This window comes from Rhodococcus sp. G6(2025), from assembly GCF_058628105.1.
In genome coordinates, this window is sequence record NZ_CP179754.1 from 18,622 (window position 1) to 41,938 (window position 23,317).

The window sequence follows — 23,317 nt, forward strand, 5'->3', positions numbered from 1 at the left end:
CTCCCCGTCGAAACGGTGAGGGCGACAGCCATGCTCGCGGCGTAGCCGCCGGCCTATCGGTACGTGACAGTGGCCTGAGCTTTCCGAGCACGCCGCTCACGCTTACCAGCCTCGCTGGCGCCACTCGGTGAGGTGGGGCCGCTCTACACCGAGGGTGGTGTCGTCGCCGTGACCGGGGTAGACGAGGGTGTTGTCCGGGTACCGATCGAAGATTTTTGTTTCCACGTCGGTGATGAGGGTATCGAAGTTCTCGGGCTCTGCGGTTTTTCCAATGCCGCCGGGAAACAGCGAATCACCTGTGAACAAGTGCGTCCGTCCGCGGTCGCGTTCTGTGAGGGCCAGAGCGATCGATCCGGGGGTATGTCCGCGGAGATGGATGACCTCGAAGGTGAGGACCCCGATTGTGATCTTGTCACCGTCCACGAGAGAACGGTTGGGAGTGACAGGTAGGGCCTCGGCGTCGAGTGGATGTGCTGCGGTCGGGGCGCCGGTGGCTGCGACGACATCCTTGAGCGCCCACCAGTGGTCTATGTGCTGGTGAGTGGTGACAACCAGGCGGAGATCGGGTGCTTCTTGCTTTACGAGCGCAACGACGCGTTCGGGTTCGTTCGCGGCGTCGATGAGTAGAGCTTGCCCTGTAGTCGTGCACTCGATGAGATAGACGTTGTTGTCGCCGGCTGCGACGGACATCTTGATGATGCGGCCGCCGTCGACGTTATGGAGCTGCGGGTTCGATCCAGGTGAGACGTGACCGGTGTAAGGCTGATCGAGGGTAAGAACCACGTAGGTGGGACCTTTCTTGAGGGGGAGTACCGCGTGTATATCAGGGTTACGCTGCTACTCGTTCCGCCGGGGCAAGGTAGCCACGGACAGTGTCGCGTGCGGTCCGATAGTCGGCGCGGCCGCCGGGTTTTGTGGGGAACCTGCCGTACTTGATCCTGGCTGGGCCGTCGATCGGTAGCGCGAGGGTAGTTGCCATTCCGGCGTCACGTTTGGGTCCACGCTTCTTGCCTCTCCGCCGGCGCCACGCCTGTTCGTCGTTCCACCACGCGTACAGCTCCCGATCGATAATGTGCCGCTCCCGTCTACCAGCTGAGACCTCGGCAACGCCTAACTCCTTCGCCGCCGTATGGAGCTGCCCATTTACGCTTTCTGCGCTCCTCGGACCAGGTCCGACCAGGTGGAGGCGACTGAACCTCTGCAGCGTCTTCTCCACCGTCCTAAGGCTGTACCCGGTCGCTCCCGCAATCTTCTGGGGAGTCCTGGCCCCACCCAGGATGGCCCAGTGGATGCGGGCAGCGGCAGCTCCGAGTCCCGGCCGGGGGGACCAGAGGTCGTGTGTGTGGTGAGTTAGGAGCGTGGAAGCGGGCGCCAAGGCCGGGGGCGGGTTCCCTTGTGTTGCAGCTGGATCTTCCCAACCTTTCGGGGGGAGGTTGAGAGTCCAGCTGGCTGCTCTGGTTCCGGCCGCAGCATCGGTTTGCGTGACCCACCCGGTCTGAGCAAGGACACGTAGGCGTCGCGAGATGGTCGAGGCGGCGAGTCCTGCCCTCTGCGCGAGACGGCGGCAGTCGATGTCCAGGGTTCGTGTACGGGCTGTCCGGGCGAAGGTGATCAGTGCGTGGAGGATTCGCTCGTCGCTCTCACCGCCGGATTGGGCGAATCGTGCTGCGTGGACGGTGAGCGCGCGTTCGATCGTGTCGAGATCTTGGTCGATCGGTTCCTGCAGGTGGTTGCCCTCGGGGAGGTAGGAGAAGGTCGCTGCGCGCTGTAGGGCTCGGTCCCATTGACGTGCGACGTCGTCGCGGCCGTGGTCGCGGTCTTCCCTGAGTCGGACTAGTCCGGGGGCTGATTCGGCCGCGGTGCGGGCGTCGTTGAGGGTGTGGCCGGCACATGCCATCCCCAGGAAGATGCTGTGTGCGATGGCGCTTCGGTCCGCACGCTCACCGGGTGCGGTGTCGAGGAGTTCCTGGGTAGCCGCGGACAGCGGACGACGTGGGCGGTCAAGGTGAGGGTTTGTCGTCGGGTCACCGATGCGGATCGGTGCGGCCCGCACCGCCGCCGAGATCTGGGCTATCGGCCTCGGTATGGGTGGGGTGTGGGGGTGACGAGCCAGAAGCCAGGTGACGACTTCCGACGTCGTCCCGCGGCTAACACGCTTCAGAGCCTGCCGCAGCTCGGCACCGGCCAGGTGGGGGACCGACCGTCCACCGTCGCGATGTGGCGCGCCTGGGGGCCGCACAACCCCCCTACGGGGTTTGCTCAGGGGTGATGTGTCGAAGGTGGCGTAGTGCTGTTCGAGCACGCGGTTGAGTTCCCCGACAGCGGCCGGATCGGCACCGTCCTCGCCAAGTCGGAGCCAGATGTGTTGGCCGCCCGTAGGGCCGGAGTGCGCACGCAGGTAATGGACACCCAGTTCGTCAAGGTGTGCGGCGAGGCGGTCCGAATCGGTACGAGCCTGGTCGGCGCCAAGACGGGAGGTGTCGAAGTCAAACACGAGAAGCCGAAAGCGATGGTCTGAGCTGGCGAGATAGATCGCCCATGGATAGTCGGGCGGCTGCTGCGGCGCCACCATGCTTGTGTCGTATTTGTGTTCGCGTGATGGGTCTACCCGCACGGTCCGGCGAGGCGCCCATTGGTGCGCAAATGTTTGATAGAGATCGGGGTGCGTGTGCTTGTTAGTTGTGACACGCGCATGAATTATTGATCCGTCAGGGCACGTCGAGGTACCCTGGGCTCTGTCCGGCAAGACAGTCCCTTCGGGGAAATAGCAGTACCGCAGAGAAACGAGCTGATTACTCGGATCTCGCCAACTTCGAGAACCCTCGGCCTGACCCGCCGGGGGTTTTTGATATCTCAAGGATGGCTTGCTGCACTGCTGGAACGTTCAGTTGTCTCGGACCGTCACCCGACGGCCGACTTCGCGAATTCCACTTACGCGGTGTGTGGCAACTCCTCCTGCTGAATTGGGGTCACGAGGTTTGTCAGACCGGTGTCGGCCGCGATCAAAGCAGTGATGTACTGCGTTTCCGTCATGCCGTGTGAGTGCGCGGCACGCTTGGCAGCGTCTTTGATCTCCGGAATGACACGAACCTTCAGCTGCTTACGTTCACCCAGACTTGGGCGTCCGGGCTTCCGCGGTGACATCTCGACCATGCGTCAGATTGTGGTACCCGAAACAGACTCAAGCGAGGCGACACGCCGTAGGCAACGGATTTCATACGATCATCACCGTTGGCAACATACATGCATCATATGGGCATCATAACGCTTTGGGCCATCCCTGCTCCCTGTCTTTGGGTCGGCATGCGGTAGAACCGGGGGCATGAGCGAAGCGATCCAAGGCGAAGGCGATATCAGCGCAACGGCAGTGGCTGTGGCGCATTTCCGTGCTCTGGAGACCGGACGTGATGACCGCCTTTTTTCCGACCCCTTAGCAGCGCATTTCGTTGATGCTTCGGGGTTGCCGATCGGGTCTATTGGTCTCAGTGACGTGACGGCGTCGCGGGTCTATCAGTCGGTAGTCGCGCGTACGAAGTTCCTGGACGACGCGCTGTGCGAGGCCGCTGCCTCGGGTGCGGTCAAGCAGTTGGTCGTGCTTGGCGCGGGCCTGGACACCCGTGCCCGAAGGCTCGCCCTGCCGGGGGTGGAATCGGCTTACGAGCTGGATCTCCCGCACCTCTTCAGTTTCAAGCGGCGCGCGCTCGATTCAGCGCCCACGAAGCCGATCGGCGCTGCCCTCCCGGTCATCGACGTCGAGGCTGATCTCCTCGCCGATGACTGGGGGACACATCTGGTCGCTGCGGGATTTGATGCAAAGCTGCCGACTGCATGGGTCGTAGAGGGAGTCTTCATCTACTTCACGACTGAGCAGAACGCCCAGATCATGAAACAGCTCACGCAGCTCTCCATTCCTGGGAGCCGTCTACTGGCCGTCCACTTCGGAGTCGGTTCGCTTGAAGAGGCGCAGTCCAAGGAGATGGCGGCGCGCACTGCACAAGGGGGCTACGGCTTCAAATCCGTAGTGGCCAATCCCGGTGATTGGCTGGCCGAATGGGGCTGGGAGACCGAATCCGTATCGATAAAGGACTTCGCTCAAACCCTTGGCAGGGAGGTCCCGTACCTCGAAGAGCCAGGACATGAGGTGGCCTGGCTCATCGCGTCGCAATTGCCGTGACGGGTTGCTTGGGAGCGAGATCCGAGGCATCTGCGAGCTCCACCTGAAGATGGAATGCAGCGGTCGGTGTTCTCGCGGCCGCCCAGCATGCCCAGCGGGTGTATTTCAGCTCGTGTGAGCGGTCCAAGACAACTACTGGGGTGTTCGCCCGTGCTGTGAGCCAATCGCGGCCGTATTTGCGCAAGAGGCGGTAGCGCTGGATGCGCTGGGGCAGTGGGGCGCCGGCGTAGATGCCGGCGGCCAGTGCCGCGAATGCCAGCGCCACGAGCACAAGGACCAGCGAAATGGCCTTGGCGTTATGCGAGTATGCGTTGTCGACCCCCGAGTACTGCAAGAACAGGTCGACCACCTTGTGAGAGCAGTAGAGGATCCCGATCACTGCTGCGCAGAACAATGCGCCCAGTGCGCGGGCCAAGAGGCCTCGGCGTACGAGGATCAGTGACGCCGCACAGTGGTAGGCGGTCACTCCACATGATGTGAGAATCGGCAGAAGGAACGCCAACCAGTACAACAGCACCGAGCCGGTGACGGGGAAATCGCTGGTCATGTATGAGGTGGGCTGGTCGGCCATCGGCGAATACAGAAAGGCGATGGTCATCACGCCGACGATGAGGCCGGCCTGGAGCAGCTGTAGCCGTGCCGAGAATTGCACGCCGCCTGTGATGTAGGCAGCGATACCCATGAGCGGAATGGCAATCAACGCAGCCCACGTCATACCGGCCAGGGACATGATGTTGGCGACGCCTGTGAAGTCGCGGAGTCGTGGATTGATGATGTCGTCCGTGATCACGGGTACCCGACAGAGTTTGGCAAACCCGAGGCACAGGAGAAGCTGAGTAACAGGATTCGACAGTCCCGCCAGAGGGCACCGAGATCGAGTTGCGGCACCGTCGACGACGATCCTGTAGGAAGCGACGGCGAGCACCGCGAGCGAGATCACGGCGGTGATGAAGATCGTCATTGGTCCCATCCGAAGGCACGCGCAGCACGCTCGAGCATCCGACGATGCCGAGGTGATGCGTCCTCTGGTACCAAAGGCGCCGTCAACTCCGACCCTTTCCCCAGGAGAATCCGACTGAACCATTCAGCTTGCCGCTCGACCGGCTCTTCGTATTGGGATCTCATCAGGCACAGGGGAGTCGAGAATCGCGTGATCATCTCTCGCGGCAGACGACTGTTGAGACGCGAGTTGTATCGCGCGACGGCCTCACGGCTGAGACGACCGTGGCTGAGGACGATGTGGCCCAGCTCATGACAGATAATTGCGTCGCGTTGCATTCCCGTTGCGCCGTCACGGTAAAAGACGAGGTCACGGTCTTCGCGGGGAACCCACAATCCCGATACTTCCCCGCTCAGCTTCGACTTGCGCTGGAGTGGAGCAGTGACGATAGGCCGGCCACGTTGCAGACTCAGTTCCGCGATGAGCCGGTCGAGCGACCAGGGCCGCTGCATCGGCATCCTGGCGACCGCACGTTCAGCGATCTCCCTATCCTCGTCCTCCCCAGCAAGATCGTTCACGCTTCCCTCGTCGCCTATTTGGTTGTTCTGCGGCCATCTTCGGCGGCCTCGATCTCGCCAAGAAGCTCGTGGAGCTCGTCGCGCGCTTCCTTACTGAGATCCTCGGTAGACGAACGGAAGCCTCCAACCAGGACGGTCTTCGTATCACGCTGTACTAGCAGGGTCTGGAGATTGTTGAAGTACTCGACGTACTGCGCCGGTTCGTCGGAAAGGTAGACAGGTTCGTCCCAGCCGAGCGCTTCCGCGATGGCGATCGCCACTGCGGGATCAGGTAGGCGGTGTCCGAAGCGAATGTCTTCGACCGCGTCGGCGGTCAACACCACGCCGGTACGCCGCGACACTTCTGCCGCGATATCCGAGTACGGCGCTGGGGAGTCCGCACTCTTGCACCACAGGACAAACAGCAGGTCGAGGCGTTGGGACAACGGGATCTGATTGCTCATAATTCTTCAGCTCTTCCTTGCTTGTAGTACACGCTGTTTGGCTTGCCAGCGCCGGACAAACGCCTCTCGGGTGGCCTCGTCGACGTCTTGTTCCTTACCGGCGAGCCAGCGGCGGTACAACTGTTCCTCTGCTATCTCGGGGTCGGAGCTCTGCACTGAGCTGGAGAGGTGCTCACGATAAGCCATCTCTACAGCGGGAGTAAGCACATGACCTGGTCCGCCAGCCCGTTCGAGAACCTCTGTCGCGTACGCGGCACTGAGCTTTCGGATGATGCTAGCCAGCTCGTCGGCCGCTTTCTCTGCGACCGGCATCCATGCTTCTGGCAAGTCCTTTCGGGTAAGGACGTCGTAGACGGCATCAGCCGTGGTCAGTAGTCCCCGTACGAGCTCGACGGAAATCTCGAGCTTGCTGAAATTGAGCGGGTTGGGTGCCGCGGACAGTTCCGAGTCCTCTGTCGACTCGATATCGAGCGGATCGGGTTCACCTCCCGCCAGCGTTCTGGCCGCGCTACCAGGCGACCACCGGAGCCCCTCGTCAAGCCGGCGCAGGGTCCGGGCCCTCGGCGGTGCGGTGGTCGAGGTCGGATTCTCGATTCGCGCCAGGGTCGTGTCCGCGGGACCGCCGGCGGCATGCACCTGGTCCCGAGTTAGTCCAAGCCAGCTCCTGCGTGCAGCGACAACAGCGCCGAATCTCACGAGCTCACGGTGGCTGGGCATGCGTTCACAGTAAAGGCGAACCCTGCTCCGGGAAGAAACACCCACCGATCAACCATCACATCGACTTCTGTGATGCTTCTATGATGCTCCTAACGGTTCCGTATGTTGCTTCTGTGCGGTAGTTTGAGCTCGTGTACAAGGCGAGCACGACTCTCGAAACAGGTGGACGCACTCGACCGCCTGAGGCGCCCCGACCTTCTGCACCTGTGACCGCGTGCCGCCGGTCAAGGCGGACGCGGCGGGGTGCTCAGGTCGATGGCCCGGCCACATCTGTTTCAGTCCGGCAGTTCCCGGCTTTGCAACGTGCGTGCTTGGTCACGCGCTTATCCCGATCTCACGTGCGGGTTCAGCTGGAGTTTCGCCGCCTCCCCGTCCTCTGCATTGAAGGGTTCCGAATGAATATGGATCAGGGTTCACGGCCGGGTGGCGCACCTCGTCCGCTTCGGCGTCTCGCCGCCTCGACGGTCGTCGGCGCTGTCGCGGTGGCCGTGAGTGTCGGTGCGAACACCGTTCCCGCACACGCATCGACCAACTGGGTCGATCAGTTGGTGCAGGACTGCCCCGCGCTGTTCGTGCTCGGAGGGCAGGGCACGGGAGAGTCTTCGCCGGACGCACCGGTAAAGGCCGACACGGGAATGCTCTCGAACATCATGTCGCCGCTGCTCGACCAGGCGCGACAGCTCGGCGTAGATGTCGACCGCGCCTACGTCCCGTATCCCGCGGCTTTCGGTGGTGCGGTTCCCGGCGGCAAGGAGTCCTACGCCGTATCCGTCTCCGCCGCTAAGGACAACCTCCAGACCGCGGCGGAGAAGGTCCTGGATTCGTGCCCGTCGACGAAGCTCGCGATCGCGGCGTACAGCCAGTTCGCCCAAGCTGCCTCGGAGTTCCTCACGGAGGTGGGCGCCAATAAGGTCAGCGGCGTTCCAGCTTCGTCCATCGCATCTGCCGCCCTGTTCGGCTCCCCGACCCGCGCGGAAGGCTCGGGTGTCTTCCCCGGCACCTCCCAGACCACGCCTTCCCCTGTCCCGGGGAGCTCGGGTTCAGCGGTGAAGGCCCTTCCCGCGGTGACGGTCACGACGGCGACGGGTGCGGGGATCGGTCCGGTTGCCGACATCGCTAGCAGCTTCGGCTCGCTCACCGGTCGGGTGTCGATGTGGTGCGAGACCGGTGACCTGGCCTGCGATGCTCCGCCGAAGGCTCCGATTGCGCGGGCTGTGGCGAACGTTGCTGGTCAAGCTGAGGTCGGCGGCGACCCGTTCGTTGCGGTGCAGACGATCGGACTTGCTCTCGCATCGACGGCGTTCAACGTCGGGGTCGACGTGATCAACGAAGACATTCAGGTCCCGAAAAACTCACTCGAGAACCTCTCGATCACTCCGAAGAAGACCTTGTCACAGCGTTTGGCTGAGGGTTCGGATCCTCGGGCGACCCCGCCGACCGGCCAAGAGGCGATTTCCGCGCTGATGAAGGTGGGCCTGGTGGCGGTGAACTCGGTCGTCACGGTCGCGAAGAAGGTGATCACGCCGGAGACGATCGCCGCTGTCGCGGCCGTGGGTCTGGCGAATCCCGTTGCCGCTTTCGGCATCATCGCCGCGAAGACGGTCAACGCGGTGATCAATCTGGTTCCGCCGGCCACGACGCAGCGCCTGGTCAAGCAGGCGTTCGACCTGGTCAAGGGCGAGGTCAAGGCGAACAAGGACCTCTTCGACCTGGCGGCGCTGACGAAGTACTCGAACATTCAGGCAGCCCACGGCTCGTATGGCTCGTCAGCGGCGACCGCCACCGGGCTGGCCCCGACCGCGTACGTGGCGAAGATGTTCGCCGCGGTGGCCTCCGACCTCTCGACCAGCAACAAAACGTCCTCGCCGTCAAGCTCTTCCACGAGCACAACGCGGCCCAGCGCCACCTCATTGGCGCCCACAACGTCTCGGCCCGCCAGCTCCTCGTCTGCGACCTCGTCACCTATGCCGACGTCCTCCACTTCCGTCGCCACGTCGACGGACTCGACGTTCTCACAGAACGGCCTGACCACTGATTAATCCACCGAAGGGAACAGCACACATGGGTAAGCACCGTAAGCAGGCCAGGATTGTGAGGGCTGCTGGCACAACGGCAGTCACGGCCGCGGTCATTGTCACTGCGTGCGGCGGTATCGCGCACGCGGAACCGTCGCAGGGCGGCGTGACGACGGCGCCGTCGACCCAGTCCGGCGTCACCACGCCCGCTCCGTCCACACAGGGCGGGGTCACTACCGCTCCTGCGCCCGAGCCCGAGCCGGTGCAGACGTGGGTGCCGGTGCCGGTGGAGTACCAGCAGCCTGCCAAGCCCCTCGACAACTGGGACTACAACTCGAACGAGTACGTCGTCCCCACCTACGACCAGGGCAGTTACGTCGAGCCGATCGACTACTCGCAGCTCCACCTGCCCACGCAGCTCGAGGAGTTCACCGCGCCGATCCAGGCACCGGAAGACAAGGTTCGTTGGGGTCGTTACCTCGGGGATCGCCCGAACTGGATGAGCAAGGACACCGCTGACCGCACGAATGGTCAGACGGCCGTCATCGAAGCCCAGGTCACCGACTTCTGGCGCTCCACCGGCCTCAAGACCGAGGAAGCCGAGCGCCTGGCGGCCGCGCAGGTCGCGGGCGGTGCAGCTGGAGCAGTGGGCGGTGCCCTCGCCGCCGGAGTGCCTGTCGCAGCCGTCGGCGCCGTGACCGGCGGACTTGTCGGCGGCACAATCGGCGGCACCAGCGCGGTCGTGCTGGCCGCCCCGGTTCTGACGCCGCTCGGTGTCATCCCCGCCGGTGTCGTCGGCACTGCAGCCGGTACCGGCATCGGCGCAGGTATCGGCGCGCTTGCCGGAGTTCCGGCAGCTGTGGGTGGCGCAATCGTCGGTGGCGCGATTGGCGTCGCCGCAGCCACTGCCTACGGCGCCGGTGAGGTCGGTGCACCCACCGAGGTCGAGATCCCCGACATCGATCAGCCTGCGATCACGGCGCAAACCGAAACCACCCTCGATCAGTGGGAAGCCAGCGCCCCGGTCGGCTCCGCGGCGGCCGACGCTGTCCGCGGCGTGGTCGAGGCTGCCCCGATCGTCGACCAGCAGGCCCGCGACGCGGTGTCGTCGCTTCCCGGTGGCGAGCAGGCTGTCGCCGCATTCGACCAGGCAGTGACCGATTTCCAGGCGAACACCGCAGTCCCCGGATTGCCGATGGGAATGATCACCGACGCGATCGGCGCGGGCATCCCGGCGTGAGCCCCTGGCGAGGGCAGGAAAGCATCCTGCCCTCGCCGATCAACTTCGGAGGAAAAATGGCGACGGACAATCGTACGGATCAACTGTTCCCGGACGTTCCAGAGCATTACGACGACATCATCGGCATGAGCGGTGACGTGGACTTCCCTGTGCCGCAGGAAAACTACGACACCGATCACCCCACCGCAGACGAATCTCCATACGAGGACGTCGTGCTTCCGGTGGTGCAGATGGAACCGGAGATCCCGGACGCGCCTTCGCCCGTCGCCGAACACGACGACGATCCGACCGACGAACTGACCACGGTCCTGCCTGTCTACGGCTGGAGCGAGACCGACGATCAACACGACACGGCAGTCGAGAACCCGCGGACAGACGCCGCCGACCTCGACGGCGAGCCTGCGATCGAATTCCCCGAGGTGGACGCCGATCCGTATGCGGACGCACCGGATTGGGCCCGCGCTCATATCCCGCGCGGTCCACTCGTCGCCCAGGAGCAGGCACGACGTGGATTGTCCGTCCGCCTCCCTCGTCGCCCCGCTCGAGCTTCCGTCGAGCACGCCGATGTACCCGACGTGGTGGCGCCCGCGCCGAAGGAGCCGAAGGTCAAGCCCGCCCGCGAGTCCGCCCCCGGCGCCAAGAAGAACCCTTGGGTCCTCGTCGGCGCAGGTGCGGCGGCACTGGCGGTAGTCGCCGGCACCGTCGTGGTCCTCGGTTCCTCCGACAACAGCACGGACTTCGCGGTGCCCCCGCTGCCGTCTTCGGTCCGGGCCGCCGGCCCTTCCGTGGCGGCAGACGAGCCTGCCTGGTGCGAGAGCTCGACCGGGGGAGGGAAGATCGTCGGCCGCGGCCCTGGTGACCTCACCAGCGGTCCCGGTCTGATCCAGGCCTTCGACTACGCGTACTACGTCGAGCACGACGGCGCGAAGGTCGCCTCGATGATGCTCACCCCGAACCCGGTCGGCACCATCCAAGCCTCGATCGATGCGGCCGCCGCGACCGGTGCCGCGCACTGCCTGACCATCGCGGCCACCCCCAACCCGAACGCCTTCGACGTCCAGTTGCTCCTGCGTACCGATTCCGGTTCCGAGAGCACCATCCCGCAGCGCATCACAGTCGCCGATTCAGGTGCAGGTCTGAAAATCGCCACCCTCGAGGAGATCCGATGAGCAACGTCGTCCCCATCCGCCGCACCCCGAAGGTCGCCGAACCGGAGAAGGTGTCGGCCATGGTCGTCGCCGGTTCCGGCGGGGCCTCCACCACCACCTCGACCTTCGGCCTGGCCACGGCTCTGCGGCTCGGTACTGGCAAGGACATCACCGCGATCGACTCGACCAGCGACGGAGGCAACCTGCTCTCCCGCACTCGGTTCCGGGCCGTCGATCCGGCCCGGTCCATCGACAGTCTCAGCGCCCGGATGGCAGAGACCACCTCGGGGATGGTCGTCGTCGGCAGCTCCCACCACGGCCACAGCGCCGATCCGATGATGGTCGATCTGCTGCTCGAGGGTCGGGCGAGTGCCCGCGTCCACGACGTCGGGACCGCCCTTCGCTCACCACGCCTGGCCCCACTGATCCAGTCCGGTGCGGCCCTGGTCGTCGTGGCCCCCGCGCGGTCCGAGCCGCTGAGCCGGATGCGCGAGGCGATGAACTGGCTCAAGTCGACATTCGGCCCGGACACGCTGGGCGAGACGATCGTGGTGGTCTCCCATCAGATGCCCACCTCCCCGGTCGAACTGGCCCCGATCCGGGCGGCACTCGCACCGCAGATCGCCGGTTTCGTCGAGGTTCCGTTCGATCCCGTCTTGGCCCGTCCGGGAGTCATCGACCACCGCCGGTTGTCCACCGCCACGATCGACGCCTGGACCGACGCCCTCGATGTTCTCGGCACTCTCTCGCCTCAGTCCGACGCCCGCCGCGACGGAAAGGCCGGTGAACTGGCATGACCACAGCAACTATCCACGCCGCCCCGATTCCAGCCGACCGTCCGGGACCTGCTGTGTGGCTGATGGGCGCTCACGGCGGCGCAGGAGTCTCCACCCTGGCGCACTACCTCAGTTTCACCGGGGACAGCGACGAGCAATGGCCGTGCGGCACCGACGTCGAGAACGAATCCCCGTACGTGGTGATGGTCGCCCGCGAGACCGACTACGGGTTGAAGAAGGCGCACGCGCGGCTCATCCAGCATCGCGAGGAGAAGCTCGGGTGTGAGCTTCTCGGGCTGATCACCGTCGCGAACTCACCGACCCTCGACAAGAGCGTGCGCCAGTACCGTGAGGTCGTGAAGACGGCAACGGCCGAACACTGGCGGATCGACTGGCACAAATTCCTCCCCGCCACGTCTCTGCCAGCGCTTCCCCGGTGGCATCCGCTCGACGGCGTGCCCGAACAGACCAAGGGAGCCCGTGCAGCGGTTCCCAAGGACGTGATCGATGCCGGCGTCGGCATCGTCACAGCAATCCAGCGTTCACTGCCGCATCTGCGCTCCGGGCACTGAACTCACTCACCGAAAGGACAGCCATGATCCACACCATCCACGACACCGCAATCCTCGCGATCGACTTCAACGTCACACCCGAGTTGCCGCCGGGAGCCAATGGCCTTCTGCGTCTCGTGAACTGGCTCCTGTGGGGCATCCTCCTCGCCTGCGTCGCCGCGCTCGTCTTCTCGGGTGGCAAGTTCGCGTGGGAGAAGTGGAGCCAGGGCCAGACCGGCGGTGTGACGATGCTCGTCGGTTCACTCGTGGGCGCGATCGTCGCCGGTTCGGCGAACACGATCCTCAACGCAGTCACCGCCGGCGCCTCCTGATGTTCGCCATGATCCCCTCCGATACCGGCGATCTCCCTCCGGTTAGCGGCCCCCTTCCACCCGGATTGATTATCTGGCTTCTCTGGTTCGTCGCTGGCGCGTGCGCGGTAGCGATGGTCTACTCCGTGGCCGTTCTGGCGGTGATGCGGGTGCGAAACCTCCTGACGAAGCAGGCCGTAGCGCGAGCTGACGGCCCGGTCACACTCGCGATCGGAGGCGCAACTGGGGTGGTGGTCGCGACCAGTTCCGCCCTGATCCTGACGACCTTGGTGGGGCAGTGAGAGAGGGATACACGCGATGACAAAGATCGACAAACCGCACTTTGCTGGTATCGGTGTCGGTACCAGCGCTATCGGTTCGATCGAGTGGGTTCGGCCGTGACGGGCACCGACCGCGGTGTGGTCCTCGCGGCGGTGGAGTTGCCCGACTACATCACCCAGGACATCAATACCGCGTTGAGCTGGATCGCCGGCATTGCTGCGGTCGTGTGCATCGCGAAGATCATCTTCGTCGGCGGCCGGATGGCGTGGGACCACAAGCACACACCGGGATTGGAATCACCCACGGCCGCAGAGTTCCTCGCGGCGGTCTTCGGTTGGATCCTCGCGAGCGGTGCGGCCGTCACGATGGCCGTCGTTCTCATCGAGGCCGGCCGGACTCCCGAGAACTCGGCTCCGGCGCCGGACAAGCCTCCGAGCCTCGTCACTGACATCCAACAGAAGTTCCCCCCGCTCGAAGAGGAGAAGTAATGCGTGTACTTGCTTGTGCGACAGTCGCGGTCGCAGCGCTGGCGTTAGCGGGGTGCAGTGGCTCAGACGAGGAGAGCGGCGCAAGCCCCACGGTGTCGCTCACGGACGTCCCCGCGATTGCAAGCTGGTCGAGTGTGAACGGTGTGATGGTGCCGCTCGGGAAGACCGACGGCCCCACGAGCGCGGTCTGGGAGCCGCTGACCGGGTTCTCGCACACCCCGCAGGGCGCAGCGCTTGCCGCGATCGGTCAGTCCGTCCAGCTCTCCACCGCATCGGATCAGTCCTGGTCGAAGGTGCTCTCCGTTGTCGCGGCGAGTGGAGAGGGACGCGACGCCTTCGCCGTCAACCGTTCCCTGATTTCCTCGACCGGCACGGTCGACCCGGCGGTCGTCCCGTCCGTCGTCGGCTATGTGTTCGCGGACTACACCGACACCGCCGCGTCCGTCGACATCGTTCAACGCTTCCCGGACGAGTCCCTGGCCTCGACACGCACCGACGTGATCTGGGCGGACTCCGACTGGAAGCTCAACCTCTCCACCCCGGAAAACGCTGTGGCGGCGACCGCACTGACGGAACTTCCGCAGAACATGGTCGACCTGGAAGGAACGCGCAAGTGAGCGAGCAACCTACCGATACCCAGACCCCCACACCGGCCCCGCGCCCGGAACAGCCCGAATCCGGATCCGGATCCGGACGCGACAATGCCACCCGCCTGCTGATGGGTGGATCGATCCTCGGTGTCATCGTCGTCGCCGCGATCATCACCAGCATCATCATCTTCGTACGCGGCGGGGACGAGCCGCTGGTTCCCGCCGGGGACCAGGGATCCGGTGCGACCGCGGCGACCCAGCCCGACCAATTCGAACCCGACCCGTTCTTCGACGAGCAGGGCCGCGTCGTCTACGCCCCACTCAACGACAACGGAGTGCTGCTGGCGCAGTCCTCGCCAGCCACCGGGCGTTCCGCGGCGACCGCGCCGTCCGGGATCATGCTCCAACGGGTCCACGGAAACATGTACCTGCCGTTCTCCACCTCTGACGGACCGACGGCGTTCAGTGACACCGGGGTCGCGACCGGCTTCGCCCGCACTGCCCAAGGTGCGGGCCTGGCGGCAGTCCACTACCTGAACTACCTCGCCACCGGCAACAACCGCATCCAGATGCTCCAGGATGCGGGCCTGGTCGCCGATCCGCAGGACCAGCTCGCCGAGCTGAAGGCCTTCAACGCGTCGAATCAGCCGGGAGCCGCTCCGGACAACTTCCCCGGTCGCGTCCTGCAGATGATCAAGGTGAACTTCACCGAAGATTTGGCGCGAGTCCACATCGGCGCGTCGACAAACCTCAAGGACGGCCGCACCCAGAACACCGACATGTCACTCGACCTGGTCTGGCGTGAGGGAACCGGTTGGGTCGTGCAGGTCCAAGGCAACAACGCGTTCGGTGCGCGAGCGGTTGCCGACTTCTCCGACGGTTGGACGTCGTGGTGGTGACGGCGCAGACCGCGTGGAAGCGGTTCCTCCTGGTCTGCCTCGTGGCATGCGCCGCACTGGTCGGCACCGCCTCGCCGGCACTCGCACAAGAAGATCCCGGGCCGTCCACCGTCGACACAGCCGGCGATCTGGCGATGTGCGCCGCGGTTCCTTTCAGTGGCGGCGGCATCCAGATGGCGACAGACCTGTTCGGAGCTGTGACCGGCGTTGAAATGCCCAGCTGCGCCGATGGTGCGCAGACCGTTGCCGAGGCTCCCCAGGCCTACGTCAAGAAGGTTGCGACCGGTGCGTTCGAGACGATGGGGCTGAGTTTCGGTGACGCCGGCGCCGCCGTATTGAAGTTCGCGCTCGGCTGGTGGATCACCATTCCCGGCCAGGACGAGAACTCCTTCATGGCCACGCTCGGCCAGGTCACCCAGTACACGTACTGGATTCAGGTTGCATTCCTGGTGGTCTCACTGATGTTCCTCGGAATCCGGCTGATGATGGCCCGATCCGGTGCCATTCGTGATGTCTCCACCGAAGGCGTTCAGCAACTTGCTCGGGCGACGGTGCTCGCGGGCTCGCTCGGGTTCATCGTCGTACTGGGCACCCGGCTCTCGGACAACATCTCCCGCTGGTTCATCGACGGCACTGTCGGCTCGGATCCGGACGCACTCGTGGACGCCATGATTCAGATCGGAATCTACGCCTCACCTGGTGGAACGTCCTTGCTGTATGTCATCGGGATCATCGGCATTCTCGGCGGCCTGGTGATGGCGTTCCTGCTGCTGATGAGGATGGGATTGCTCGTCGTCATCACCGCAGCGCTCCCGATTGCCGGTGCGGCCGGCGGCACGAAGATCGGCTCGCAGGCCTACGAGAAGATGATCGCCTGGACACTCGCGTTCTTGCTGTTCAAGCCGGTCGGATCATTCGTGATCGGCGTGGCGGCAATGCTTTTCATGCAGTCTGCGCCCTCCCGCGATGAGAACGGCGGCGCGATGACGGCATTGATCGGTGCGCTCCTGTTGTGCTCGGCTGCCTTGGTCCTTCCGTCACTGATGCGGTTGATCGTCCCGGCAGTCGGATCTCTCGGCGGCGGCGGCAGCGGTCTTGCCGCAGCCGCGGGCCTGGCCGCGGTCGGTGCCAAGGTCGGCGGCGCGATCGCGAGCGGCGGTGCGTCGGCTGGAGCGTCCGGCGGGGCGGCCGCGGGAGGTATGACCTCGGCGAGTTCGACCACGACCAGCCCTTCCGGACCTTCCGGTGCGCCCCCCAGCTTCGGCACTTCCGGAATCGACGGCGGCACACCGGGCGGAAACGCCACGGGCGGCGTGGACGGCACACCGTCCAACCAGTCAGCGCCGTCCGGCGAAAACGCCGAAGGCGGGGTGGACGGCACACCCACCAACCACAACGGCGCACCGGGCGCGCCTGATGGTCCAGGCACATCCGGAGACGGCCCGACCGGAGCAATGCCACCGAGTCGCAATGGAGGTTTTGAGGGATGACGAGGACCGAGATGACGACCGAGTACCGGATGTACGGCAACTGGCGGAAGCCCAGGTCGACCGGCATGGCCGGGGCAACGTTCGGGACCACGATGCTCGGCATCGGCGCGGTCATTGCCCTGGTGTTTCTGAGCCTGCTGATCGGCTTCGTGCCCGCACTGGTTCTGGGGCTGTTCACGGCGCTTGCATTCGTGCCGTTGGTGATCGAGAAGGACGGACGTAGCGGATATGAGAGGGCACTTCTGATGATGCAGTGGCGGCGGGCGTTCAAGCGCGGAGAACACATCTACAGCTCGGGCACCTTTTCCCGCATCCCCGGGGGCCGGTACCGGCCCCCGGGTGTGCTGGCGGACACCGAGATCTACGAAGGTATCGACGGAAACAACCGGCCCTTCGGGATGATCCACATGCCGCAGGCGAACAACTACACGATCGTTCTCGACGCGTACCCGCAGGGCAGCGAGAACTTCGACCAGTCCGTACTCGACGCGGCGGTGGGCAATTGGTCGCAGATGTTGACGGCAATGGGCGAGACCTCGGACATTGTGGCCCTGGTCGCGGTGATCGAGTCATTGCCCAACACCGGGATCGAGTTGTACGAGACCGTGTCGCAGCGGGTGCGTCATGACGCACCGAAGTTGGCCCGCGATTCGATGTACCAGTTGGCGACCGGCCTGGTCACCGGCGGCGTCCGCTTGGGCGCCCGGATTTCGATCACGTTCCAGGCTCAGACCGCGGACCGCAAGAAGGACCCCTCGGAGCAAGCGGTGGAAATCGCCCGCCGGCTGCCGGGGATCACCGAAGCCGCAGCCCGTGCCGGGGTGCCGGCCACCCCGATGAGCGCCGACGAGATCATGGGGACGGTCCGCCGATCCGTCGATCCGGCGTCCCTGAGCAACATCGAGCGGGCGCTGTTCTCCGGTGAAGGCACCGGCCTGGAGTGGGCAGACTGCGGCCCACGCACCCAGATCGAGGAGAAGGACCGCCTGATCCACGACGGAGCGATCTCGGTGACGTGGGAGATGCGAGAAGCTCCGAAGAGCGCGGTCCACGAGACCGTCCTCAAACGACTGCTCGACCCGAACCCGGCATTGCCGATCAAGCGCGTTGCGATCATCTACCGCCCGCACTCGGCCGCGGACGCGACCGACATCGTCAACCGTGACCACCGCGACGCGATGGCTGCGGTGACATCGGGGAGAGGGATCGCGTCGGCGAAGGCGAAGCTCGAAGTGGCGGCGACGGAACAGAGCCGCATGGAGGTCGCGCGCGGCCACGGTCTGACCCGTTTCGGGGTCCTCATCACCGTCACCCAGCCGGTCGGCAGCGCGGACGTTCCCCGAGTGGACGCACTGGTGCGCGATTTGTCCATCCAGAGTCAGCTGCAGGTGCGCCGGTCCTTCTGCTGGCAGTCGGCTGCGTTCTGGTCATCGCTCGGCGTCGGGGTGATTCCACCCGAGCACACGACCATTCCCTCGTTCCTGAGCAACTAAGGCGGACACAGTGACCAAGACCAAGACCCCCAAAGCGGTGAACATCAAGGTTCTCTCCGACGAGGACCTCGCACGCCTGGAAGCTCGTGAGGCAGCGGCGACCAGCCTCTTCCGCAAGAAGGTGCTGTCCGTACTGGTCCAGCGGCAGTACGACCGGCGGGCGAATATCGCGGCGAACGAGCGGGCCCGCTCCGACGCGTCCGACCGTGAGGTTCATGCCCTCGACGAACGCGGCTTCTCCGGTGCCGGCGGTGGCCGGATGGGCGCGATCCTGCCCCCAGTCGAGTTTCGTGGCACCAACATTCAGGTGGCGGGAATCAACCCCTGGGTCGTGGGAGCGAATGCCCCTCTACTGGGAACTCCGCTGGGCCACCACCTGGCACCGCCGCATGCACCGGTGTGCTTCGACCCGTTGTCGGCGAAGGAAGCGAAGGCGATCACCGCTCCTGCCTGCATGATCATCGCTCTCAACGGCTTCGGTAAGTCGACGTTGCTGCGCCGGATCGCCCTGGGCGACATCGCCGCTGGTGTGCGCGTGGTGTGGCCGGGCGACGTCAAGCCGGACGGGCGGAAGCTGACCGAGGCCGTGGGTGGTCAGTGCACCGAGGTCGGGTACGGCGGGATCGGCCGGATCAACCCGCTCGATCCCGGTCTGATCGGGGTGGCGATCAACCTGCTCTCCGGCCGGATCGAGGAACTTGCCCACCGCATTGAATTCGAGAACGACCCGGCGTTGCGGGACGAGTTGATGCTCGAGCGCCAGAAGTTGGAGCTGCAACGTCAGCAGACTCAATACGCACTGCATGCGCGCCAGGAGAACATCACCGCCGCGCTGTGTGAGATCGTGCGCGGAAAGCGGCTCGAGGACTTCGAGCAGACGCTGCTCGCGTCGGCGATTCGCCTGCTCTACACCCCGGTAGCGCAGGGAGGTGCGGGGTTCACCTCCGAGCACCCTGCCATCCTCGACGACTTGATCGCACTGCTGACGTCGAACAGTCTGGAACTCAAGGACGACGCGGTCGCCGAGACCGACGAGGAGTATCGGGCCGCGATCCAGGGGTTGCGTCGAACGCTGCGTTCGATGGTGAAGGGCCGCTTCGGGGAGGTGTTCAACGGGCAGTCGACTGTCCGCCTCGATGTCGAGGCACCCTCGATGTGTCTGGACATGTCCAGCGTCCCTCAGGACGACAAGATGATGCGTGCCGCTGTGCTGATCGCAGGGTGGAACGAGGCGTTCGCGACGATCGAAGCCGCTCACGTACGAGCAGATGCCGGCTTGGGGCCGAACCTCGCGTTTAACGTGCTCATGGACGAGCTTTGGCAGGTCCTCGCGCTGCCGATGATGGCCGAGCGCATCGATGCGCTGCTGCGTTTGCAGCGCGTTGTCGGTGTGGGGATCACGTTCGTGACCCACTCGATCGAGGAGCTGGAGAAGGCCGGCGCTCTGGGACTGATCGAACGGTGCCGCGCCCGCATCATCGGCCCGGTTCCGTCGGCGGAGATCGAGCGCCTCGAGAAGGTCATCCACTTCTCGCAGATCGAGAAGAGCATGCTCACGAACTGGTCGGATGCCGCAGATCTGAATTCCCCGATCGACCAGAAGACGGCGCGGCGGCGCCAGGCGGCGGAGAAGGTCCGTGTCGCGGCCGAGAGGGCCGGAATCGTGTCGGTGGCGAAACAGGCTCCGGCCCCGAATCCGGTTGCCGCCGGTACGGGGCAGTTTCTTCTCAAACTCGGTGAGGGTGATCGTCCCGGTGTGCCGTTCAAGGTGTGGGTGACTCCGGCCGAAGTTACGTCGGGTATCCACAACACCGACGAGCGTTTGAATGCCGCGGTCAAGGACCGGGAGCATACGGGGTTCGCCGCATGACGCCGGCGCGCCGTCGCTACCGCGTGGTCGATGATCAGACCAAGGCCGATGCGGTGGCCACCGCCATCAAGTGCATCGAGGCAGGTGACTCGTTCACCGCCTCCTGCGCCGCGGTGGCGGCGCAGCTCGACGTGTCCGAGACCGCGGTGCGCAGTTGGGTCAATGCATCCGGCCAGCGTCCGCAGCCGTCGTGGACTGTCGTGAGTCGGCTGCGTGCCGATCTCGCGGCCGCCACGGAGCTCAATCGCCGCCTGGTGAATCGGTACGCCCCGGCCGACTGCGGTATGGGCGCGGCCCAGTAATGGAATCGAAGAACAACTCACTGCTGATCGTGGTGCTCGCCGTGGTGCTCGGGATTCCGATGTCACTGATCGTTCTGCTGGCCATTCTGTTCCAGGACGAGGAAGAGCAGGCCTCGACGGACTGCCTCGGTGGTAGCGGCACATCTGTGATCGGTGGCGACATGATCGCTCCCGCAGGATCGTTCATCAAGCCGGTCGATCCGACTCTGGTGACGTTCACCTCCCCGTTCGGTGAACGCGATGGTGCCCAGCACAAGGGCATCGACCTGGCCGGTCCGATCGGGACCCCGATCTACGCGGCCGCCGACGGCACAGTCGCCGACGCAGGCGAAGCGAGCGGATTCGGGCAGTGGGTTGTTCTCGACCACGTGATCAACGGGCAGCTGTTCTCCACCGTCTACGGGCACGTCGACACCTACCTCGTCGAAGCTGGCCAGCAGGTTCGCGCGGGCCAACAGATCGCCACCATCGGCAACCGTGGTCAATCGACCGGCCCGCACCTGCACTTCGAGACGTGGCCGGGTGGACGTACCGGCGGCGCCGCCGTCGATCCGAAACCGCAGTACGACACCGCACCCGCCCCCGGCGAACACAAGTCCGGTCAGGCCGCACCGAGCCCCTCCGGACCGCCCGCACCGGCCCCCTCGGCGCCCGGTGGCGCCGACCTGGCGCAGGCACTGCCGGCCTCGGCCGGGTCCGAACAGAACATGCAGGTCAACACCAAACGCCTCATCCGGGCCCTGCACCTGCGATTCGGGGACCGCCTCGACACCCTTGGAGGATGGCGGGCCGACGGCGGTGGCTTCAACGACCATCCGAGCGGCCAGGCGGTCGACGCGATGATCCCGGACTACAACTCCGGCACCGGTGTCGCGACCGGCGACGAGGTTCTGAACTACGTGATGGCGAACGCCGATTTCTTCCATGTCGACTACGCGATCTGGCGGCAGACGTACTACCCGGCCGGTGGCACGCCGAACAAGATGGAGGACCGGGGCAGCGACAACGAGAACCACTTCAACCACGTCCACATCACCGTCAAGGGCGGCGGCTTCGACGAAGCCACCGCGCAGTGGGGTTCCCTGCCCGGCGGGAGCGGCCAGGCCACCACATCGCCCACCGACTGCACCATCTCCGGTGAAGGCCTGGGCGACACCCTCGCCGCCGGTTCGGTGCCCGCCGAGTTCGCACCGTGGATCGAACGAGCCGGGGCGCTGTGCCCGCAGATCAAGCCCTCCCTCCTGGCGGCACAGCTCGCTGCGGAGAACGGCTTCCGGTACGGAGCCAATGCACCGGTCTCGAACACCGGTGCCGGTGGTCCCGCACAGTTCATGCCGGGGACGTGGGCGACCTACGGCAAGGACTACGACGGTGACGGCCGCGTCGACGTCAACAGCATCGGTGATGCGGTCATGGCGCAGGGCACCTACATGTGCACGATCGCGAAGACGATCGACGGCTGGATCGCCGACGGATCGGTCACGGCACGCGGCAGCCGAACCGAGCTGTACCTCGCCGGCTACAACGCGGGTGAAGGCGCAGTACAGAGCTCCGGCGGCTTCCCGACCGGATCGACCGACTACATCGTCCAGACCCGACCGTACGCCGACAAGATCATCGCCAACGAAGCCCAGTACCGCGCCATCAACAAATGACCAACCGGCCATTTCTACGTAGAGACCCCTTATTATGGAATTGTGCGTGCAGCCTTCCCGCTCCGCGAGTCTCGCCCGATCGGCCCACTTCCCGCCCATAGAAAAGGAACTCCCGATGAAACCGATGGCGCTGCTCGCAGTGGCGTTTCGCCCCGGCGGCTCTCTACTACGGCTGGAGCGTGCGGTCCTCGGACCCCTACATCAGAACCTGGTGCGCGCTCTTCCCGAAGGACTCCGGCCACCTCTACTGCGCCGGAATCCCTCAGTAACAGGTATTTATGAACCGGATCTCACACTCCGAGTTGTGGACGGGCCAGATCCTCGTCAATCAGGACGTGCATCCCGTTGGGTGACAGAATGCAGGCGATCCACCGGCCACCGCGAACGGTCGGGGGAAATGCGCAGCGTTACGTCATTTTCTCTTCCCGTGTCCGGGGAGACCGCCGCCGACCACCTTCCGCTGCGTGACCTTCCGAGCCTCCTCGATCTGCTTCCTCAGCGGACTCTTCTTCTTGAGTGGCTTGCCATTCAGGTTCGTCGGTTCCTTGCTCATCACGCGCCCTCCCAGACCATCAACTCGGCCGTCTCGTCTGCCTCGAACTCGATGTGTCCATACTGGTCGATGCGGATGTCAGGGGCCGCCAATTGCGGTGCCTCCATCACCGCGCCGCCTCCTCGGCTCAATGACTCCACGTCCCTCCACGTCACTCGTGAGTGGTAGGAGGCATTCCCCTCATGACCGACATCAAATTCGTCGCTGGCGGTGCCGTACAGGCAGCCCGAATGGGAGGAAAGGGCATATGACCATACGATTCTCAACAAAACTGCTGATCGCGGGAGTGCTGTCCACAACGATGGTGTTGGCCGGTTGCAGCTCGTCCGGCAACGAGGACGACCCCTTGGGCAGTGACGATCACGTGCACATCGACCCTCTGGACCCGGCAAGCCTCGACGCCGACGGCACAGCCGTGACCGCGATGCAGGCAATCCTCTCGTGGCAGCCTGCCGTGGACGAGAGCAAGTCCGATGCGCTGCGCCGCGCACGTCCCTGGCTGGGCGGGGAACTGGCGACCACCGTCGACAACGACAACGACGCCCCGACCGGTCTTCGACCTGACCGGGAGTGGCTGGCGTGGCAGCGGGCCGGTGACGCACTGACCGCATCCTGCACGAAAGCCGACAGCACCCCCGCGGCTCCGGACGGAATGCGGACCGTCGTCATCGACGTCAGCTGCCGGCAGACCGTGCTGCACACCGCCGGCTCGAGCACCCCACTCACCCCACAGACCTGGCGCACCACCATCACCCGCACCGACGACGGCTGGCGTCTGACCGACTTCCGCTACCAGTAAGGA

28 protein-coding genes are annotated in these 23,317 nt (G+C 65.0%); 19 read left to right on the forward strand and 9 right to left on the reverse strand.

Annotation, left to right across the window (positions count from 1 at the left end; genetic code table 11):
* Positions 1 to 102 precede the first annotated feature (102 nt).
* Positions 103 to 783, reverse strand: coding sequence for an MBL fold metallo-hydrolase (locus ACLIVD_RS43770; RefSeq protein WP_242324478.1), 681 nt, complete (start codon positions 781 to 783; stop codon positions 103 to 105).
* A 46-nt stretch (positions 784 to 829) separates the two neighbouring features.
* Positions 830 to 1,627, reverse strand: a complete 798-nt coding sequence (locus ACLIVD_RS43775; RefSeq protein ID WP_491933897.1) for a helix-turn-helix domain-containing protein — start codon at positions 1,625 to 1,627, stop codon at positions 830 to 832.
* Between ACLIVD_RS43775 and ACLIVD_RS43780 the strand changes: the two genes are divergently transcribed.
* Together ACLIVD_RS43780 and ACLIVD_RS43785 are read left to right on the forward strand one after the other, a co-directional pair.
* Entirely contained in the window at positions 1,619 to 1,771 is a 153-nt protein-coding gene (locus ACLIVD_RS43780) for a hypothetical protein (RefSeq protein WP_242324498.1), read from the forward strand. The genes ACLIVD_RS43775 and ACLIVD_RS43780 overlap by 9 nt on opposite strands.
* A gap of 516 nt (positions 1,772 to 2,287) precedes the next feature.
* Complete coding sequence (locus tag ACLIVD_RS43785; protein WP_242324476.1) at positions 2,288 to 2,518, forward strand: hypothetical protein; 231 nt, start codon at positions 2,288 to 2,290, stop codon at positions 2,516 to 2,518.
* A gap of 413 nt (positions 2,519 to 2,931) precedes the next feature.
* Here ACLIVD_RS43785 and ACLIVD_RS43790 read toward each other — a convergent pair whose 3' ends face one another.
* Positions 2,932 to 3,153, reverse strand: coding sequence for a hypothetical protein (locus tag ACLIVD_RS43790; RefSeq protein ID WP_242324474.1), 222 nt, complete (start codon positions 3,151 to 3,153; stop codon positions 2,932 to 2,934).
* Between the two features lie 169 nt (positions 3,154 to 3,322).
* Between ACLIVD_RS43790 and ACLIVD_RS43795 the strand changes: the two genes are divergently transcribed.
* Positions 3,323 to 4,174: an SAM-dependent methyltransferase gene (locus ACLIVD_RS43795; protein WP_242324472.1), complete on the forward strand. Its 852-nt coding sequence runs from the start codon at positions 3,323 to 3,325 to the stop codon at positions 4,172 to 4,174.
* On the opposite strand, the gene ACLIVD_RS43800 is transcribed toward ACLIVD_RS43795, so the two are convergent.
* Genes ACLIVD_RS43800 through ACLIVD_RS43815 form a run of 4 tightly spaced genes read right to left on the reverse strand, consistent with a single transcriptional unit; the run spans position 4,152 to position 6,852 of the window.
* Complete coding sequence (locus ACLIVD_RS43800) at positions 4,152 to 5,135, reverse strand: hypothetical protein (protein ID WP_242324470.1); 984 nt, start codon at positions 5,133 to 5,135, stop codon at positions 4,152 to 4,154. The two genes, ACLIVD_RS43795 and ACLIVD_RS43800, sit on opposite strands and share 23 nt — an antisense overlap.
* Positions 5,132 to 5,692, reverse strand: a complete 561-nt coding sequence (locus ACLIVD_RS43805; RefSeq protein ID WP_242324469.1) for a hypothetical protein — start codon at positions 5,690 to 5,692, stop codon at positions 5,132 to 5,134. The genes ACLIVD_RS43800 and ACLIVD_RS43805 overlap by 4 nt, the downstream gene beginning before the upstream one ends.
* Before the next feature lie 14 nt (positions 5,693 to 5,706).
* The gene (locus ACLIVD_RS43810; RefSeq protein ID WP_242324467.1) at positions 5,707 to 6,135 is read right to left on the reverse strand and encodes a hypothetical protein; all 429 of its coding nucleotides are present in this window, start codon (positions 6,133 to 6,135) and stop codon (positions 5,707 to 5,709) included.
* A gap of 6 nt (positions 6,136 to 6,141) precedes the next feature.
* Positions 6,142 to 6,852 carry a helix-turn-helix domain-containing protein gene (locus ACLIVD_RS43815; RefSeq protein ID WP_242324465.1) on the reverse strand — a complete coding sequence of 237 codons (711 nt, stop codon included), beginning with the start codon at positions 6,850 to 6,852 and terminating at the stop codon, positions 6,142 to 6,144.
* Positions 6,853 to 7,253: 401 nt separating this feature from the next.
* Between ACLIVD_RS43815 and ACLIVD_RS43820 the strand changes: the two genes are divergently transcribed.
* From ACLIVD_RS43820 to ACLIVD_RS43890, 15 genes are all read left to right on the forward strand, one after another.
* Positions 7,254 to 8,891 (forward strand): cutinase family protein, encoded by a 1,638-nt coding sequence (locus tag ACLIVD_RS43820; protein ID WP_422631256.1) that lies wholly within the window; start codon positions 7,254 to 7,256, stop codon positions 8,889 to 8,891.
* A 52-nt stretch (positions 8,892 to 8,943) separates the two neighbouring features.
* Positions 8,944 to 10,107: an insoluble domain protein gene (locus ACLIVD_RS43825; protein ID WP_242324461.1), complete on the forward strand. Its 1,164-nt coding sequence runs from the start codon at positions 8,944 to 8,946 to the stop codon at positions 10,105 to 10,107.
* 56 nt (positions 10,108 to 10,163) lie between these two features.
* Entirely contained in the window at positions 10,164 to 11,276 is a 1,113-nt protein-coding gene (locus ACLIVD_RS43830) for a DUF8176 domain-containing protein (RefSeq protein WP_242324459.1), read from the forward strand.
* Entirely contained in the window at positions 11,273 to 12,052 is a 780-nt protein-coding gene (locus ACLIVD_RS43835) for a hypothetical protein (protein WP_242324457.1), read from the forward strand. The genes ACLIVD_RS43830 and ACLIVD_RS43835 overlap by 4 nt, the downstream gene beginning before the upstream one ends.
* Positions 12,049 to 12,603, forward strand: coding sequence for a hypothetical protein (locus ACLIVD_RS43840; protein ID WP_242324456.1), 555 nt, complete (start codon positions 12,049 to 12,051; stop codon positions 12,601 to 12,603). The genes ACLIVD_RS43835 and ACLIVD_RS43840 overlap by 4 nt, the downstream gene beginning before the upstream one ends.
* A 23-nt stretch (positions 12,604 to 12,626) precedes the next feature.
* Positions 12,627 to 12,914 carry a hypothetical protein gene (locus tag ACLIVD_RS43845; protein ID WP_242324454.1) on the forward strand — a complete coding sequence of 96 codons (288 nt, stop codon included), beginning with the start codon at positions 12,627 to 12,629 and terminating at the stop codon, positions 12,912 to 12,914.
* Positions 12,914 to 13,195 carry a hypothetical protein gene (locus ACLIVD_RS43850; RefSeq protein WP_242324452.1) on the forward strand — a complete coding sequence of 94 codons (282 nt, stop codon included), beginning with the start codon at positions 12,914 to 12,916 and terminating at the stop codon, positions 13,193 to 13,195. Before ACLIVD_RS43845 ends, ACLIVD_RS43850 begins: the two co-directional genes overlap by 1 nt.
* Positions 13,196 to 13,291: 96 nt before the next feature.
* Positions 13,292 to 13,663: a hypothetical protein gene (locus ACLIVD_RS43855; RefSeq protein WP_242324451.1), complete on the forward strand. Its 372-nt coding sequence runs from the start codon at positions 13,292 to 13,294 to the stop codon at positions 13,661 to 13,663.
* Positions 13,663 to 14,280, forward strand: coding sequence for a DUF8175 domain-containg protein (locus tag ACLIVD_RS43860; RefSeq protein ID WP_242324449.1), 618 nt, complete (start codon positions 13,663 to 13,665; stop codon positions 14,278 to 14,280). The genes ACLIVD_RS43855 and ACLIVD_RS43860 overlap by 1 nt, the downstream gene beginning before the upstream one ends.
* Complete coding sequence (locus ACLIVD_RS43865) at positions 14,277 to 15,152, forward strand: DUF8175 domain-containg protein (protein ID WP_242324447.1); 876 nt, start codon at positions 14,277 to 14,279, stop codon at positions 15,150 to 15,152. The genes ACLIVD_RS43860 and ACLIVD_RS43865 overlap by 4 nt, the downstream gene beginning before the upstream one ends.
* Complete coding sequence (locus tag ACLIVD_RS43870) at positions 15,146 to 16,642, forward strand: hypothetical protein (RefSeq protein ID WP_242324446.1); 1,497 nt, start codon at positions 15,146 to 15,148, stop codon at positions 16,640 to 16,642. Before ACLIVD_RS43865 ends, ACLIVD_RS43870 begins: the two co-directional genes overlap by 7 nt.
* Positions 16,639 to 18,135 (forward strand): SCO6880 family protein, encoded by a 1,497-nt coding sequence (locus ACLIVD_RS43875; RefSeq protein ID WP_242324444.1) that lies wholly within the window; start codon positions 16,639 to 16,641, stop codon positions 18,133 to 18,135. Before ACLIVD_RS43870 ends, ACLIVD_RS43875 begins: the two co-directional genes overlap by 4 nt.
* Before the next feature lie 10 nt (positions 18,136 to 18,145).
* Entirely contained in the window at positions 18,146 to 20,005 is a 1,860-nt protein-coding gene (locus tag ACLIVD_RS43880) for a putative type IV secretion/conjugal transfer ATPase (RefSeq protein ID WP_242324442.1), read from the forward strand.
* On the forward strand, positions 20,002 to 20,307 hold the full coding sequence (locus ACLIVD_RS43885; RefSeq protein WP_072951463.1) for a hypothetical protein: 306 nt from the start codon (positions 20,002 to 20,004) through the stop codon (positions 20,305 to 20,307). The genes ACLIVD_RS43880 and ACLIVD_RS43885 overlap by 4 nt, the downstream gene beginning before the upstream one ends.
* Positions 20,307 to 21,962, forward strand: a complete 1,656-nt coding sequence (locus ACLIVD_RS43890; RefSeq protein ID WP_242324440.1) for a M23 family metallopeptidase — start codon at positions 20,307 to 20,309, stop codon at positions 21,960 to 21,962. The genes ACLIVD_RS43885 and ACLIVD_RS43890 overlap by 1 nt, the downstream gene beginning before the upstream one ends.
* Before the next feature lie 412 nt (positions 21,963 to 22,374).
* Here ACLIVD_RS43890 and ACLIVD_RS43895 read toward each other — a convergent pair whose 3' ends face one another.
* Positions 22,375 to 22,518 (reverse strand): hypothetical protein, encoded by a 144-nt coding sequence (locus tag ACLIVD_RS43895; protein ID WP_491933892.1) that lies wholly within the window; start codon positions 22,516 to 22,518, stop codon positions 22,375 to 22,377.
* On the reverse strand, positions 22,515 to 22,655 hold the full coding sequence (locus ACLIVD_RS43900) for a hypothetical protein (protein ID WP_242324437.1): 141 nt from the start codon (positions 22,653 to 22,655) through the stop codon (positions 22,515 to 22,517). Before ACLIVD_RS43900 ends, ACLIVD_RS43895 begins: the two co-directional genes overlap by 4 nt.
* 107 nt (positions 22,656 to 22,762) lie before the next feature.
* On the opposite strand from ACLIVD_RS43900, the gene ACLIVD_RS43905 reads away from it, so the two are divergent.
* Positions 22,763 to 23,314 (forward strand): hypothetical protein, encoded by a 552-nt coding sequence (locus ACLIVD_RS43905; protein WP_242324435.1) that lies wholly within the window; start codon positions 22,763 to 22,765, stop codon positions 23,312 to 23,314.
* The last annotated feature ends 3 nt before the right edge of the window (positions 23,315 to 23,317 follow it).

Bases quoted from the DNA above. Each gene is read 5' to 3' on its own strand.
- ACLIVD_RS43790 (WP_242324474.1), bottom strand. From the start codon at position 3,153: ATGGTCGAGATGTCACCGCGGAAGCCCGGACGCCCAAGTCTGGGTGAA.
- ACLIVD_RS43795 (WP_242324472.1), top strand. From the start codon at position 3,323: ATGAGCGAAGCGATCCAAGGCGAAGGCGATATCAGCGCAACGGCAGTG.
- ACLIVD_RS43800 (WP_242324470.1), bottom strand. From the start codon at position 5,135: ATGACGATCTTCATCACCGCCGTGATCTCGCTCGCGGTGCTCGCCGTC.
- ACLIVD_RS43810 (WP_242324467.1), bottom strand. From the start codon at position 6,135: ATGAGCAATCAGATCCCGTTGTCCCAACGCCTCGACCTGCTGTTTGTC.
- ACLIVD_RS43815 (WP_242324465.1), bottom strand. From the start codon at position 6,852: ATGCCCAGCCACCGTGAGCTCGTGAGATTCGGCGCTGTTGTCGCTGCA.
- ACLIVD_RS43820 (WP_422631256.1), top strand. From the start codon at position 7,254: ATGGATCAGGGTTCACGGCCGGGTGGCGCACCTCGTCCGCTTCGGCGT.
- ACLIVD_RS43830 (WP_242324459.1), top strand. From the start codon at position 10,164: ATGGCGACGGACAATCGTACGGATCAACTGTTCCCGGACGTTCCAGAG.
- ACLIVD_RS43835 (WP_242324457.1), top strand. From the start codon at position 11,273: ATGAGCAACGTCGTCCCCATCCGCCGCACCCCGAAGGTCGCCGAACCG.
- ACLIVD_RS43840 (WP_242324456.1), top strand. From the start codon at position 12,049: ATGACCACAGCAACTATCCACGCCGCCCCGATTCCAGCCGACCGTCCG.
- ACLIVD_RS43845 (WP_242324454.1), top strand. From the start codon at position 12,627: ATGATCCACACCATCCACGACACCGCAATCCTCGCGATCGACTTCAAC.
- ACLIVD_RS43850 (WP_242324452.1), top strand. From the start codon at position 12,914: ATGTTCGCCATGATCCCCTCCGATACCGGCGATCTCCCTCCGGTTAGC.
- ACLIVD_RS43860 (WP_242324449.1), top strand. From the start codon at position 13,663: ATGCGTGTACTTGCTTGTGCGACAGTCGCGGTCGCAGCGCTGGCGTTA.
- ACLIVD_RS43875 (WP_242324444.1), top strand. From the start codon at position 16,639: ATGACGAGGACCGAGATGACGACCGAGTACCGGATGTACGGCAACTGG.
- ACLIVD_RS43885 (WP_072951463.1), top strand. From the start codon at position 20,002: ATGACGCCGGCGCGCCGTCGCTACCGCGTGGTCGATGATCAGACCAAG.
- ACLIVD_RS43890 (WP_242324440.1), top strand. From the start codon at position 20,307: ATGGAATCGAAGAACAACTCACTGCTGATCGTGGTGCTCGCCGTGGTG.
- ACLIVD_RS43905 (WP_242324435.1), top strand. From the start codon at position 22,763: ATGACCATACGATTCTCAACAAAACTGCTGATCGCGGGAGTGCTGTCC.